Source organism: Streptomyces sp. NPDC001980, from assembly GCF_040296885.1.
Taxonomy (GTDB): Bacteria; Actinomycetota; Actinomycetes; order Streptomycetales; family Streptomycetaceae; genus Streptomyces.
Genome location: NZ_JBEOYD010000016.1, coordinates 1 through 14,235, shown reverse-complemented (window position 1 = coordinate 14,235; position 14,235 = coordinate 1). Strand labels below are relative to the sequence as shown.

The following is a 14,235-nucleotide window of genomic DNA, read 5'->3' as shown; positions in this document are numbered from 1 at the left end:
CCATACCCCCGTCATTCGGAGCGGGTCGGAGCAGGAGGGGGACGACCATGACCGTGGAGCGGCTGGGTACGGGCATCGGCTGGCGGCCGGAGATCGCGGACGCCGTGGAGCGCATGCCGGGCATCGACTGGGTCGAGGTCGTGGCCGAGAACACCTGTCCGGGCCACCTCCCCGAGTCGCTGCGGCGGCTGCGCGAGCGCGGGGTCACCGTCGTACCGCACGGCGTCTCGCTGGGCCTCGGCGGCGCGGACCGCCCGGACGAGGAGCGGCTCGCCGCGCTCGCCGAGCGGGTGGCGGCGCTGGGCTCGCCGCTGGTCACCGAGCACATCGCGTTCGTCCGCGCGGGCGGCCCGCGCACGGCCTCGCCCGTCCTGGAGGCGGGCCACCTGCTCCCCGTCCCCCGCACCCGGGACGCCCTCGACGTGCTCTGCGAGAACGTCCGCATCGCCCAGGCCGCGCTGCCCGTGCCGCTCGCCGTCGAGAACATCGCCGCGCTCATCTCGTGGCCGGGCGAGGAGATGACCGAGGGGCAGTTCCTGTACGACCTCGTGGACCGTACCGGGGTACGGCTGCTGATCGACGTGGCGAACCTGCACACCAACCACGTCAACCGGGGCGAGGACCCGGCCAAGGCGCTCGCCGAGCTTCCCGTGGAGGCGATCGCCTACGTCCATGTCGCGGGCGGCTTCGAGCGGGACGGCGTCTGGCACGACAGCCACGCCCACCCGGTGCCCCAGGCGGTCCTGGACATCCTGACCGGCCTCGCGTCCCGGGTCGCGCCGCCGGGTGTGCTGCTGGAGCGCGACGAGAACTTCCCGGCACCGGCCGAGCTGGAGCGGGAGGTGGCGGCGATCCGGGCGGCGGTCGCGGCCGGGGGTGCGGCGGCCGGCGACCCGCGGGAGACCTCGCCGACGGCTCCCGCCCCCGAGGTCTCCGACGCCACCCGGCAGCGGGTCGGGCTCGCGCAGACCGCGGTGCTGTCGTCGCTGGTCGCGGGGACGCCGGTGCCGGAGGGGTTCGACCGGGTGCGGATGGGGGTGCAGGCGCGGGCGCTGGCGGCGAAGCGGGCGGATGTGGTGGCGAAGGTCGCACCGGAGCTGGCGGAGATTCTGGGGACGGGATATCGGGCGACGTTCCTGGCGTATGCGCAGGAGCGGCCGATGACGGGGGGCTATCGGCGGGACGCGCTGGAGTTCGCGGGGGAGCTGCTGCGGGCGGGGCGGCCGGGGGACGGGGCCTCTCGTCGGCGGCTGGAGGGATGGTGGCTGGAGCGGGCGGGGTCGGCACCCCGGCGGTCGCTGGCGCGGAGAGTGCTGCTGCGGCGGGGGTAGTGGCCCGGGGGGGCGCAGCTATGTCTTTTAAGGGGCGCGGGGAACTGCGCGACCAGCCCCCACGCACCCGCAGCCGAAGGACCATCCCGACCCCCTCGGTAATATGCCAACCCCGCACGGCGAAGCCCCACCGTGCGGTGCAGGAGGCATCATGCGCGCGCGACCCCGACCCCCCGTCCAGGGACGAGGCATATTCAGCGGTACCGGGCTGATCTTCGTCTGTCTCGCGGCGACCCTCGCCGCCCTGGTCTTCCCGATCTGGTCGTACGCCGACCGTTCCGACCCGACCGGCTCGGTGAACGTGCTCAGCGTCCAGACCGTGTCGACGGCGTACGGCCCGCTGTCCGCGCAGGACCGGGACTTCATCGTGAAGGTCCGCCTCGCCGGGCTCTGGGAGCTGCCGGCCGGGGAGATGGCGGAGCAGAAGGGCACCACGGCCGCCGTACGGACCGCCGGGCAGCACCTCGTCGACGGGCACACCTCCCTCGACGCCCACGTCCGCACCGTCGCCACCCAGCTCGGCGTGCCGATCCCGAACGGGCCGAACGTCCAGCAGCAACAGTGGCTCGCCACGCTGAGCGCCGCGCAGGGGCAGGACTTCGACCGGGAGTTCGCGAACATCGTGCGGCTGGCGCACGGCCGGGTCTTCTCCTTGGTCGCCCAGGTCCGCGCGGCCACCCAGAACACCCTGGTCCGCGACCTCGCGGACGACGCCAACACCACCGTCCTGGACCACATCAAGGTCCTGGAGGCGACCGGCTACGTCGACTTCGGCACGCTGGCGCAGCAGTTGGCCACCACGCCCTCCCCCGTCGCCGCACCGCCCGTGGTCGCCCCGGCGGACGCGACCCCCGTCGCACCGGGGCCGGCACCGACCCCGTCGCCGTCCCCGACGTACACGCTGCCGCCCGCCACCGCCAGCCCGGAGCCGACCTCTGACAACCCCTGACCTGCGCGGGAAGCGGAACGTCACATACCTACAACACTCGGTCCGGAATGTGAACAGGGCATGGCGGTGGCCGGGACCCTGGCATAGAAACGTGTCATGTTCTGGGTCCTTCTGCTGCTCCTGGCCTGGGCCGTCGCCGGCACCGCCTGCACCCGGCTGTGCCTGGCCGCCGTACGGACGGCGGCCGTCGACGCGGACGCGGGCCACGGACACGATCTGACGCTGTACGAGGCCGCGTTCCTGTCCGGCGGGCCCGCGCGGGTCGCCGATCTGACGCTGGTGTCCATGGCCCGGCAACGGCGGCTGCTGCTCGCCCACACCGGCTGGGCGACCGTCGTGGACCCGCGGGGGCGGGACGAGATGGAGCGGTCGGTGATAGGGGCCATCGGGCCCGAGGGGCAGTCGCGGATAGCGCCGGTACGCTCGGCGGCGGCCGACACGGACGCCGTGCGGAGTCTCGGCGAGGAGCTGGTGCGGGCGGGGCTCGCGGTGCCCGACTCGGCGGCGCGGACGACGGTCGCCTCCGGTGTCCGGCAGGTCCGGGCCGCCGCGCTGGCGATCCTCGGGCTCGGCGTCGTCGCGCTCACGCTGCCCGCTCCGACCGAGATGCCGCGCGACCTGGTCGCCGTCTGGTTCGCGCTGCCCCTCACCCTGACACTGAGCTGTCTGGCCATCGCCCGGGTCGAGGTGCACCCGTACTCGCGCTGGGCCTCCCCGGCCGGCCAGCGGCTCCTTGGCACCCTGCACCGGCGGGCGAACCGCGCGGCCGACGACCACTCGCTGCTGGCCTCCGTCGCCGTCCGGGGCATCCGCGCGATCGGCGAGCCGGAGCTGCGTGCGGCCTTCGCACACCGGGACCAGCTTCCGAGGGAGTGAGCGGGGCGCATAGGGGGATTGGCGCCGACACCGGCCGATGGTGCTTGCCTTCACCGACAACCGGTCGAAATATCCCTTTTATTGCTGCCGTGCAGTCGCTGTGGTGCCCTTGCCGCCACGCCACCGCAGCCGTTGCACCGAAGGGATACGCCATGAGAGCCCCCGCCCTGTACTCGGCCGCCGGGTCCCTGATCCTGACCACCCTGGCCGCCGCCCCGGCCGGGAGCGCCCCCCGCGTCCCGGACACGGCGGCGGCCGAACTGCACGGCACCGCCGTGGCCGCCGCGCGGGCGCGCGCGGCGGGTGTCGACTTCGGCAGGTGCGCCACCGACCTGGAGGCGCCGGACACCTTCCGGTGCGGCACGGTCAGCGTCCCGCTGGACTACGCGCACCCGGACGGCAAGCAGATCAAACTGACCGTCAGCAGGATGGCGGCCACCCACAAGGACCCGCACAACAGCAAGCGCAGGGTGCCCCGGCAGGGCGTCCTGGTCTACAACCCGGGCGGCCCCGGCGCCTCCGGCATGCTCTTCCCGATGGTCGGTGTGCTGCCCGAGTGGAAGCGCATCGCCGCCGCCTACGACCTGGTCGGCTACGCCCCGCGTGGCGTCGACCGCTCCGCCCCGCTGTCCTGCGTCGACCCCCAGCACTTCTACCGGGCGCCGTCGCAGTCGCCGGCGCACCCCTCCGAGGCGTACAAGAAGGCCCGGATCAAGGAGGCGAAGGCGTACGCGAAAGGCTGCCTGAAGCGGTCCGGGAGCAGGCTCCGCCACTACACCTCGCTCAACAACGCCCGTGACCTGGACGTGCTGCGCGCGGCGCTCGGCGAGAACCGGCTGACCTTCATGGGCGCCTCGTACGGCACCTACTTCGGCGCGCTGTACGCGACCCTCTTCCCCTCGCACGTACGGCGGATGGTGCTGGACTCGGCGGTGAACCCGGACCCGGCGCAGGTCTGGTACCGGAACAACCTCGAGCAGTCGGCCGCGTTCGAGAGCCGCTGGGCGGACTTCCGGGAGTGGATCGCCAGGAACGACGCCGTGTACAAGCTCGGGAACACGGCCGCGAAGGTGCAGGCGAGTTACGACAAGGCCGTCAAGCGGCTGGCCAAGAAGGCGGCCGGCGGGAAGGTCGGGCCGGGGCAGTTGCAGGGCGCGTTCCTGTCGGCCGGGTACTACGACGACTTCTGGCCGAGCCGGGCGGAGGCGCTGTCGAAGTTCCTGAAGGGGGACGCCAAGCCCCTGGTCCGGCTGGCGGCACCGGCGGCGGAGGCGGCCGCCGAGGCGGAGAACGGCAACGCGGTCTACACGGCCGTCGAATGCAACGACGCGTCCTGGCCGACGAAGTGGCAGACCTGGAACCGGGACAACACCCGGCTCGCGCGCGTGGCGCCCTTCGAGACCTGGGACAACGCCTTCATGAACCTGCCGTGCGCCTACTGGCCGGTGCCCCGGCAGCGGCCGCTGGACGTGCGGACGGGCCCCGGTGAGCTGCCGCCGACGCTCATCCTGCAGGCCGAGCGGGACGCGGCCACGCCATACGCGGGCGCGCTGGAGATGAACCGGCGCCTGTCCGACTCGGTGCTGGTGACCGAGCGGGACGCGGGCACGCACGGCATCGGCGGCGGCCCCAACAAGTGCGTGAACGGGTACCTGGAGGCCTACCTGCTGGAGGGCCGGCTCCCGCACCGGCGCGCCTCGTGTGCGGGGCACGCGGAGCCGAAGGCGGCGGCGCCGGCCGACCATGCCCGGCGGAAGAACCTGCGGGACTCCCTGAAGGGCAAGACCGGCCAGCGCTGACGACCGTCAGGCGAGGCCCGCGACCAGCTCCGCGATGTCCTTGCGGCGGCCCGTGTAGAACGGGACCTCCTCGCGGACGTGCCGGCGGGCCTCGGAACCGCGCAGGTGGCGCATGAGGTCGACGATGCGGTACAGCTCGTCGGCCTCGAAGGCCAGCACCCACTCGTAGTCGCCGAGCGAGAACGAGGCGACCGTGTTGGCCCGCACGTCCGGGTAGCCGCGGGCCATCTTGCCGTGGTCGGCGAGCATCCGGCGGCGGTCCTCGTCCGGCAGCAGGTACCAGTCGTACGACCGCACGAACGGGTACACGCTGACGTAGTTGCGCGGGGTCTCGTCGGCGAGGAACGCCGGGATGTGCGAGCGGTTGAACTCGGCGGGGCGGTGCAGCGCCATGTTCGACCAGACCGGCGTGAGCGCGCGGCCCAGCTTCGTGCGGCGGAAGAGGTTGTACGCCTCCTGGAGCTGGTCGCTCGTCTCGGCGTGCCACCAGATCATCAGGTCGGCGTCGGCGCGCAGCCCGGAGACGTCGTAGGTGCCGCGGACGGTCACGTCCTTGGCGGCGAGCTGGTCGAACAGCTCCTGGACCTCGTCGGCGTAGCCCGCGCGGTCCTCGGGCAGCACGTCCTTCAGCTTGAAGACCGACCACAGGGTGTACCGGATGACCTCGTTGAGGTCCTTGGCCAGCTTGCCCTTGTTCGGGATCCTGCCGGACTCGGTGGTGGGGGCGTCGTCACTCATGCTCCCTATTCTCCCGCTCCGCCGTGCAGGCTCTGCACCGGGTTGGCCGTCAGCTCCTCGACCCCGGTGAGGTCGCCCGCCAGCTGGTCCACCGCCGCGTACGCGCTCGCGATGCAGGCGGGGATGCCGACGCCGTCGTACTGCGCGCCGCACACCGCGAGGCCCGGGAGCTTGGCGACGTGCTCGCGGACGCGGGCCACGCGCGCGTGGTGGCCGACCGGGTACTGGGGCAGGCCGTCGGTCCAGCGGGTGACGCGGGTGGCGACGGGGGCCGCGTCCAGGCCGGTGGCGGCGCGCAGGTCGTGCCGGGAGAGGTCGACGAGGTCGGCGTCGTCGCGGCCGAGGACCGCGGTCTCGCCGTACCGGCCGACCGAGGTGCGCAGGACGACGACGTCCGGGTCCTCGTCGGCGATCCAGCCCCACTTCTGGGAGGCGAAGGTGGACGCCTTGATGGTGCGGCCGTCCACGGGCGGGACGAGGAAGCCGCTGCCGGCGGGGAGGCCGAGTTCGGCGCGGCGGTAGGCGAGGGTGATCAGGGCCATCGAGGCGTATTCGACGGCGGCCAGTTCGGCCGCGGCGGCGGGTGCCTCGGCGCGCAGCAGGCCGGCGGCGACGGGCGCCGGTACGGCAACGATCACGGCGTCGGCGTGCAGCTCCCGGCCGGTCGTGGCGAGCCGCCAGCCCCGGGGTTCCCTGCGCAGTCCGGTCACGGGCGTACCGGTCAGGATCTCGCCGCCACGGGCCCGCACCGACTCGGCCACCGCGAGCGGCAGGGTGCCGACGCCGCCCTCGATGCCCATGAAGACCGGCCCGGTCTGCTGGTTCGCCGCCGCCCTGGCCTGGATCTCGCGGACGGCCTCCGTCAGCGAGTCGTGGGTCTGCGCGGCCTGGTAGAGCTGCGGGACCGCGGAGCGCATCGAGATGCGGTACGCGTCGCCCGCGTAGACCCCGCCGAGCAGGGGCTCGACCAGCCGGTCGACGACCTCGCGGCCCAGCCGGGCGGCGACGTACTCCCCCACCGCCACGTCGTCGCCGACCACGGTGCGGGGCAGGTCGGCGTCGCGCTCGATGCGGGCGAGGCCCTCCTGGGACAGCACGCCGGACAGCGCGGCGGCGGTGCCGGGAACGCCCATGACATGGCCCTTGGGCATGGGGCGCAGCGCGCCCCGGGTCCAGATGGAGGCGGTGGCGGTGGCGGGGGCCTGCAGCCGCTCGCCGAGCCCTGCCTCGCGGGCCAGGGCGACCGCCTCGGGCCTGCGGGCCAGCATCGACTCGGCGCCCAGGTCGACCCGGACACCCGCGATCTCGCCGGGCAGCAGCTTGCCGCCGACTCTCTCCGAGGCCTCCAGCACGGTCACGCGCGCGCCGCGCTCCAGCAGCCGGTGCGCCGCGGCCAGTCCCGCGATCCCGGCTCCGATGACGACGACCTGGCCCGTGCCCGTTGCGCTCATGACCTCACTCTCTCAGACCGCACTGACACGCCCGCCCCGGCCCGGTGACCCGTACGCGTCCGGACCGTGACCACACCGGAACCGTCGCCCCCGAACGTCCCGCCCCGCCCCGGCGTCGAAGTCGCGTCAGTCATCACCACCCTCGGGGGGAACCATGCGCCATCCCGTACGACCCGTACGCCCCGCCCTCGCCGGCCTCCTGCTCGCCGCCGCCCTCGTCCTCACCGGATGCGGGGCGAACGACAGCTCCGACGGCGGCTCCGCCAGCGATGCCAAGGCCGACGTGAACAGCGCGGCCAAGGAGGCGGCGGGCTCGGCAGGTGCCAAGGACAGCGGCAGCGGGACCGGCAGGACCACGCCCGACCTCACGGTGAACCGGATCATCCGCACCGCCTCGCTGACCGTGCAGGTCAAGGACGTCCCCAAGGCCCTCGACGCGGCCCGCACCACGGCCGAGGACGCCGGCGGCTACGTCGGCAACGAGACCACCACCCGGGATTCCGGGGGCCGTGAACGCACCCGCGTGGTCCTCCGGGTGCCCACCGAGAAGTACGACGAGGTGCTCAGCGACCTCCAGGGTGCCGGCAAGCTGATCGACCGCACCGCGAAGGCGCAGGACGTCACCGACCAGGTGGTCGACGTGGACAGCCGGGTCAGGTCGCAGCGGGCCAGCGTGGCCCGGATCCGCGAGCTGATGGACCGGGCGGCCAAGCTCAGTGACGTGGTCACCCTGGAAGGGGAGTTGAGCAGCCGGGAGGCCGACCTGGAGTCGCTGCTGGCCCAGCAGGCGTCCCTGAAGGACCGCACGAGCATGGCCACGATCACGCTGTCCCTCACCGGGACGCCGGTGAAGAAGGCGGCCGCGAAGGACGACTCCCCGGGGTTCGTGGACGCCGTGTCCGGCGGCTGGCACGTCTTCGTCACCATGCTGCGCTGGATCGCGCTGGCGCTGGGCGCAGCCCTGCCGTTCGCCGCCCTGGCGGCCGTACTGGCGCTGCTGTGGTGGCGGATCGCCCGTCGGCGCCGTACCACCGCGCAGCCCGGCAGCGAGACCTGAGCGAGCCCGAAATGCCCGCGCCCCGTAGCGTGTTCGCATGAGCATGAACGGTGGGCGGGAACGACTGGTCGTGATCGGCGGTGACGCCGCGGGCATGTCCGCGGCGTCCCAGGCGCGTCGGCTGCGGGGACCGGACGAGTTGGAGATCGTGGCCTTCGAACGCGGCCACTTCACCTCCTACTCGGCGTGCGGGATCCCGTACTGGGTCGGCGGCGACGTCGAGGAACGGGACCATCTGATCGCCCGCTCCCCCGAGGAGCACCGCGCCCGCGCGATCGACCTGCGGATGCGCACCGAGGTCACGGAGATCGACGTGGCCGGGAAGCGGGTACGCGCGCGTGACGTCGATTCCGGCGCCGAGTCCTGGACGCCGTACGACAAGCTCGTCATCGGCACCGGCGCCCGCCCGATCCGCCCCGACATGCCGGGCGCGGACGCGCCGGGGGTGCACGGCGTGCAGACCCTGGACGACGGCCAGGCCCTCCTCGACACGCTGGCGGGCACGCGTGGCCGCCGGGCCGTGGTGGTCGGCGCCGGTTACATCGGCGTCGAGATGGCCGAGGCGCTGATCAACCGGGGCTACGAGGTGACGGTCGTCAACCGCGGCAGCGAGCCGATGTCCACGCTCGACCCGGACATGGGCCGCCTGGTGCACGAGGCCATGGAGGGCCTCGGCATCACCATGGTGAACGACGCCGCGGTCACCAAGGTGCTCACCGGCCAGGACGGCAGGGTGCGCGCGGTGGCCACGGAGGACGCCGAGTACCCGGCGGACGTGGTGATCCTGGGCATCGGCGTCCGCCCGGAGACCGGCCTGGCCCAGGCGGCGGGCCTGCCCGTCGGCGGGCACGGCGGCCTGCTCACCGACCTCGCGATGCGGGTGCGCGGGCACGAGGACATCTGGGCGGGCGGCGACTGCGTGGAAGTCCTGAACCTGGTCTCGGGCCAGGAGCAGTACATCCCGCTGGGCACCCACGCCAACAAGCACGGCCAGGTCATCGGCACCAACGTGGGCGGCGGTTACGCCACGTTCCCGGGTGTCGTCGGCACGGCGGTGAGCAAGGTCTGCGACCTGGAGATCGCCCGCACCGGCCTGCGCGAGAAGGACGCGCTCCGGGTGGGCCTGCAGTTCGAGACGGTCACCATCGAGTCCACGAGCCGCGCCGGCTACTACCCCGGCGCGAGCCCCATGACGGTCAAGATGCTCGCGGAACGCCGCACGGGCCGCCTGCTCGGCGTCCAGATCGTGGGCCGGGAGGGCGCGGGCAAACGGGTCGACATCGCGGCGGTGGCCCTGACGGCGAACATGACCGTGGAACAGATGACGGCCCTGGACCTGGGCTACGCACCACCGTTCTCACCGGTGTGGGACCCGGTCCTCGTAGCGGCCAGAAAGGCGGCGACCAAGGTGCGCAACGGTCACTGAGGCGCCCCGTAAGGGGCACGGGACGTAGTCGATTTGCGGCTCCGCCGCGGGGCGCGACCAGCCACAGCCCACCCGCACCCCGCAACGGCGATCAAGCCGTCCCACTGATCCGCGGCAACGAAGTCACCCCCGCACCACCCGGCGCAGCCGCGGCAACCCCGCCCCCCTGCTCGGTCCCCGGCCGCGCATGCGCGGCCGCGGGTCGCGTCGACCGCAGCCGGTTGCTCACCGCCTCGTCCAGCGTCACCGGCCGCTGCATCTGCGCGGCCAGCCGCCCCGCCTCCTGGCCGAGCCGTGCCACGTCCTCCCAGGGCAGCCGTACGACAAGGGAGATCTCGGCCTCACCGTCGGGCATGGCCTGCATGGGAGGGAACCCCTGAGAAGCAACCCGCTCGTTCATCGCCTGTTCCTCACGTCGCCTGAACCTCACGTCGGTCGCAAGGACATACGCACGCGCGCGTGACGACGTTCACCGGGGCTCCCCGCGCATCGAGCGCCCCCGCTCTGGGCACTAGTCAGCTGTGGTCATCCCCGTTCATGACGTGAACCCGGTGCGTCGCACGCCGTACGTGACGTACGCGCTGATCGCCGCGAACGTGCTCGTCTTCCTCTTCACGCCCGGCATAGCCGGCTCCGTGGCCGGCGGCAGCGATCTGGCGCAGCTGTGTCATCTGCAGGCTTTCATGGACCACTACGCGGCGGTCCCCCGGGAGCTGATCCACCATCAGCTGCCGCAGGTGGTCCCGACCGGCCAGGTGGGCATCGGCCGGAGCGGCCCCGGCTGTGTCGTCGGCCCGCCCGGTTACGACAAGTCGCCGGCGCTGTCGGTCTTCACGGCGATGTTCCTGCACGGCAGCTGGCTGCACCTGCTGGGCAACATGCTGTTCCTGCTGATCTTCGGCAACAACGTCGAGGACCGGATGGGCCACATCCGCTTCTTCCTCTTCTACGTCTTCTGCGGCTACGCGGCCGGCTACGGCTTCGCGCTCGTCAACGCCTCGTCGGGCGACCCGCTGATCGGCGCGTCCGGCGCGATCGCCGGTGTCCTGGGCGCGTATCTCGTCCTCTACCCGACGGCCAGGGTCTGGGTACTGGTCCCGTTCCTGGTCTTCCTGCCGCTGCGGCTCCCGGCCTGGCTGGTGCTGGGCTTCTGGTTCGTGCTCCAGGCCGTCTACTCGTCCGGCGAGGGCGTCTCGGACGCCGGGACCGTGGCGTACGCGGCGCACATCGTCGGCTTCCTGGTGGGCATGGTGCTCGCCTGGCCGCTCAAACCGGGCACGCCCCCGCCGCCGGAACCGCGCGGCCTGCTGTTCGGCAGGCGGGCCCGGCCCCGGCACGGCTGGTAGCGGACCGGGTCAGCGCTCGCTCTCGGTGTGGACGAACTCGGCGAGGCGGGTCAGCGCGTCGGGGTCGGTGGACGGCATCACGCCGTGGCCCAGGTTGAAGACGTGGCCCTCGAGACCGGCAGCCGCGTCGAGCACCTCGCGCGCCTTGGTCTCCACCGCGTCCTTGCCGGCGAACAGGACGGTCGGGTCGAGGTTGCCCTGGAGCGCCTTGCCGGGGCCGATCCGGCGGACGGCCTCGTCGAGCGGGACCCGGTAGTCGACGCCGACGACGTCCGCGCCGGCCTCGCCCATGAGCTTCAGCAGTTCGCCGGTGCCGACCCCGAAGTGGATGCGCGGGACGCCGTATCCGGCGACGGCGTCGAAGACCTTCGCGGAGGCGGGCAGCACCGAGCGGCGGTAGTCGGCGGGGGCCAGCGCGCCGGCCCAGGAGTCGAAGAGCTGGACGGCGGAGGCGCCGGCCTCGATCTGCACCTTGAGGAACGCGGCCGTGATGTCGGCGAGGCGGTCGAGCAGGTCGGCCCAGAGCTCCGGGTCGCCGTACATCATCGCCTTGGCGTTCTCGTAGGTGCGCGAGGGGCCGCCCTCGACGAGGTAGCTCGCGAGGGTGAACGGGGCGCCGGCGAAGCCGATCAGCGGGGTCGGGCCGAGCTCGGCGGTGAGCAGGCCGATCGCCTCGGTGACGTAGGAGACGTCCTCGGGGGTGAGGGCGCGGAGCTGGGCGAGGTCGGCGCGGGTGCGGATCGGGTGCGCGACGACCGGGCCGACGCCGGGCTTGATGTCGAGGTCGACGCCGATGGCCTTGAGCGGGACGACGATGTCGCTGAAGTAGATCGCCGCGTCCACGTGGTGCCGGCGCACGGGCTGGAGGGTGATCTCGGCGACCAGCTCGGGCCGCGTGCACGACTCCAGCATCGGGATGCCCTCGCGCACCTTGTGGTACTCCGGCAGCGAACGGCCGGCCTGCCGCATGAACCACACGGGGGTGTGCGGCACGGGTTCACGCCTGCACGCCTTCAGGAAGGCACTGTCGTACGTCGCTGTCGGCTGCTGGCCCGTGGGGCTTCCGTTCGCACTCACGACGGCAAGTCTCGCACGCCCCGGAACCCGGCATCGCGGCGCCCTTACATGGTCCTTAGGTGGTGTCTCTCCCTGCGCGAAGGCGCCGTTCCCCTTACTCTTCCCCGCATGGCTGCGGCTCAGGGACGACTGTCGGACGGCGCTGGCGGGATGGGCGAGGGGAAGGACACCGAGGAGGACGAAGGACATACCGGGAGTACGGCGCCACCGGTACCGCCGGCCTTCCGGGCCGCGGTCGACGCGCTGCGCGGTGCCCGGCTGCGGCCGCAGGTCGAGGTGGAGCCGACGCCCGCCCCGCAGCGTCTCGCCCCGTTCGCATACGCCCTGGAGGCCGCGGTGGTCGACGGCGAGCAGGATCTCGCCGACGGGCGTCTCGTACTGCTGCACGACCCGGCCGGGCACGACGCCTGGCACGGCACGTTCCGTCTGGTCACGCTGGTACGCGCGGAGCTGGAGCCGGAGATGGCGGCCGATCCGCTGCTGCCGGACGTCTGCTGGGCGTGGCTGACCGGCGCCCTCCAGGCGCGCGGCCTGTCGTACGGCGAGCCGAGCGGGACCGTGACGCGTGCCAGTTCGCATTACTTCGGCGGGCTGTCCGCGCGCCCCGCCGCCTCGCAGATCGAGATCCGGGCCTCCTGGACGCCCCGGGAGGGCCGCACCGGCGTCCCGGACACCGCCGCCCACCTCGCCTCCTGGTGCGACCTGCTGGCGCAGGTGGCGGGCCTGCCGCCGGCCGCCCCGGGCGACGCCTCGGTGGTCACCCTGCCGCAGCGCCGCGACCCGCAGGCGCGCTGAACCCGCGCCGTCGCAGATCAGGGACCCGTCCACCCGGGTCCCGTCGAATCAACCCGTCCACCCGAGTCCCGTCGACTCACCCCGTCCACCCGAGTCCCGTCGACTCACCCTTCATTGACCATCTCTTTGTCGATACGGCCACTTTCTGTCCCGTACGGCAACAGCCCGAACCGATTCGATCTTCGGATGATCGATCGCGTGTCCGAATTGCACGTATTGTTACTCACCAGATCGTGATCATTCTCTAAAGGCGGACGGGTTTGGTGCCGAAGACGACTGTGACCTTGAAAGCACGGTTCGTCCCGGCTTCTTCCCCACAAGCCGGCCCCCGTCCCCCACCCCAGGAGGCCTGGTGTCCGTTCTCCTAGAGCAGCCCGCAAGCCTGGTCGCCTACCGCCCGAACAAGCCCACCGCCATGGTGGTCGTGGCCGACCCGCGCGTCCGCTCCACCGTCACCCGCCACCTGTGGGCGCTCGGTGTGCGCGATGTCATCGAGGCCTCGTCCATCGCGGAGGCTCGTCCCCGCATCGGCAACCCCCGCGACATCTGCGTCGCCGACGTCCACCTCCCCGACGGCTCCGGCCTGACCCTCCTGTCCGAGACCCGCGCGGCGGGCTGGCCCAACGGCCTGGCCCTGTCCGCCGCCGACGACATCGGCGCCGTGCGCAACGCCCTGGCCGGCGGCGTCAAGGGCTACGTCGTCACCGGCACCCGCACCAACATCGGGCTCCCCACCCGACCCGGTGCCGCCCCCATCGGCGCCGCCTCCCGCATGCACCGCCGCCCCCCGGGTGCCCCGAGCCACCCGGGCGGCTACCGCGAGCTCTCCGGCCGTGAGGTCGAGGTGCTCCGGCTGGTCGCGGAGGGCCAGTCGAACAAGGCGATCGGCGTCTCGATGGGACTGTCCGCCCTCACCGTCAAGAGCCACCTCGCCCGCATCGCCCGCAAGCTCGGCACGGGCGACCGCGCCGGGATGGTCGCCGTGGCCCTGCGCACCGGCATCATCCACTGACCGACCGGCACCGACCGACCGATCGCCGACGGCTCACCACCGACGACCGGCAGCCGGCGGCCGGCCACCGATGGCCGATCACCGATCCCAGATCCCCGATCTCACCGACCGGTCCCACCGATCGTCCGTCACCGACCGGTCGTACGTTCACCGACGTGACCGGACCGGCCGCTGGTCCGGCATCACGTCGTAACCCGTTGTCCCCCGTTCGTGGACCTGATCTTTCACCGACCTGACTGGTTTACGACCCTCCGGCGCCCGTCGACGGAACGTTCCGTCGACGGGCCGGTGCGTGGCGACCGCGACGGCGAAGTACGCGAGCAGTGTGACCACGTGCACCACCTCGAACCCGCCGCGCGCGGCGCGGGAGATGAATAC

13 protein-coding genes are annotated in these 14,235 nt (G+C 72.8%); 9 read left to right on the top strand and 4 right to left on the bottom strand.

Annotated elements, in window-relative coordinates; genetic code table 11:
• Positions 1–47 precede the first annotated feature (47 nt).
• The 4 genes from ABT137_RS24330 to ABT137_RS24315 all read left to right on the top strand — a co-directional run bounded on the left by ABT137_RS24330 (position 48) and on the right by ABT137_RS24315 (position 4,955).
• The gene (locus tag ABT137_RS24330) at positions 48–1,331 is read left to right on the top strand and encodes an MbnB/TglH/ChrH family RiPP precursor modification enzyme (RefSeq protein ID WP_351712237.1); all 1,284 of its coding nucleotides are present in this window, start codon (positions 48–50) and stop codon (positions 1,329–1,331) included.
• Between the two features lie 151 nt (positions 1,332–1,482).
• Positions 1,483–2,280: a DUF4142 domain-containing protein gene (locus ABT137_RS24325; protein ID WP_351712235.1), complete on the top strand. Its 798-nt coding sequence runs from the start codon at positions 1,483–1,485 to the stop codon at positions 2,278–2,280.
• A 96-nt stretch (positions 2,281–2,376) separates the two neighbouring features.
• Positions 2,377–3,156 (top strand): TIGR04222 domain-containing membrane protein, encoded by a 780-nt coding sequence (locus tag ABT137_RS24320; protein WP_351712234.1) that lies wholly within the window; start codon positions 2,377–2,379, stop codon positions 3,154–3,156.
• A gap of 152 nt (positions 3,157–3,308) precedes the next feature.
• Entirely contained in the window at positions 3,309–4,955 is a 1,647-nt protein-coding gene (locus ABT137_RS24315; RefSeq protein ID WP_351712233.1) for an alpha/beta hydrolase, read from the top strand.
• Between the two features lie 6 nt (positions 4,956–4,961).
• Here ABT137_RS24315 and hemQ read toward each other — a convergent pair whose 3' ends face one another.
• Both hemQ and hemG read right to left on the bottom strand, forming a co-directional pair.
• A complete protein-coding gene (gene hemQ / locus ABT137_RS24310; RefSeq protein ID WP_351712231.1) occupies positions 4,962–5,693 on the bottom strand; it encodes a hydrogen peroxide-dependent heme synthase in 732 nt (243 codons plus the stop codon).
• A gap of 5 nt (positions 5,694–5,698) precedes the next feature.
• Positions 5,699–7,144: a protoporphyrinogen oxidase gene (hemG, locus tag ABT137_RS24305; protein ID WP_351712229.1), complete on the bottom strand. Its 1,446-nt coding sequence runs from the start codon at positions 7,142–7,144 to the stop codon at positions 5,699–5,701.
• Positions 7,145–7,298: 154 nt separating this feature from the next.
• Between hemG and ABT137_RS24300 the strand changes: the two genes are divergently transcribed.
• Both ABT137_RS24300 and ABT137_RS24295 read left to right on the top strand, forming a co-directional pair.
• Positions 7,299–8,201 carry a DUF4349 domain-containing protein gene (locus tag ABT137_RS24300; protein ID WP_351712227.1) on the top strand — a complete coding sequence of 301 codons (903 nt, stop codon included), beginning with the start codon at positions 7,299–7,301 and terminating at the stop codon, positions 8,199–8,201.
• Between the two features lie 37 nt (positions 8,202–8,238).
• Positions 8,239–9,627: an FAD-dependent oxidoreductase gene (locus ABT137_RS24295; RefSeq protein WP_351712225.1), complete on the top strand. Its 1,389-nt coding sequence runs from the start codon at positions 8,239–8,241 to the stop codon at positions 9,625–9,627.
• Positions 9,628–9,718: 91 nt separating this feature from the next.
• Here the strand turns inward: ABT137_RS24295 and ABT137_RS24290 are convergent, their stop codons facing one another.
• Complete coding sequence (locus ABT137_RS24290; protein WP_351712223.1) at positions 9,719–10,027, bottom strand: hypothetical protein; 309 nt, start codon at positions 10,025–10,027, stop codon at positions 9,719–9,721.
• A gap of 121 nt (positions 10,028–10,148) precedes the next feature.
• Between ABT137_RS24290 and ABT137_RS24285 the strand changes: the two genes are divergently transcribed.
• Positions 10,149–10,973, top strand: a complete 825-nt coding sequence (locus ABT137_RS24285; protein ID WP_351712221.1) for a rhomboid family intramembrane serine protease — start codon at positions 10,149–10,151, stop codon at positions 10,971–10,973.
• 9 nt (positions 10,974–10,982) lie between these two features.
• Here the strand turns inward: ABT137_RS24285 and hemE are convergent, their stop codons facing one another.
• Positions 10,983–12,050: a uroporphyrinogen decarboxylase gene (gene hemE / locus ABT137_RS24280; RefSeq protein ID WP_351712219.1), complete on the bottom strand. Its 1,068-nt coding sequence runs from the start codon at positions 12,048–12,050 to the stop codon at positions 10,983–10,985.
• 108 nt (positions 12,051–12,158) lie between these two features.
• Here hemE and ABT137_RS24275 point away from each other — a divergent pair, with 108 nt between their 5' ends.
• Together ABT137_RS24275 and ABT137_RS24270 are read left to right on the top strand one after the other, a co-directional pair.
• Positions 12,159–12,845, top strand: a complete 687-nt coding sequence (locus ABT137_RS24275) for a DUF3000 domain-containing protein (protein WP_351712217.1) — start codon at positions 12,159–12,161, stop codon at positions 12,843–12,845.
• Positions 12,846–13,197: 352 nt separating this feature from the next.
• Positions 13,198–13,857 (top strand): helix-turn-helix transcriptional regulator, encoded by a 660-nt coding sequence (locus ABT137_RS24270; RefSeq protein WP_089104714.1) that lies wholly within the window; start codon positions 13,198–13,200, stop codon positions 13,855–13,857.
• Positions 13,858–14,235 lie beyond the last annotated feature (378 nt).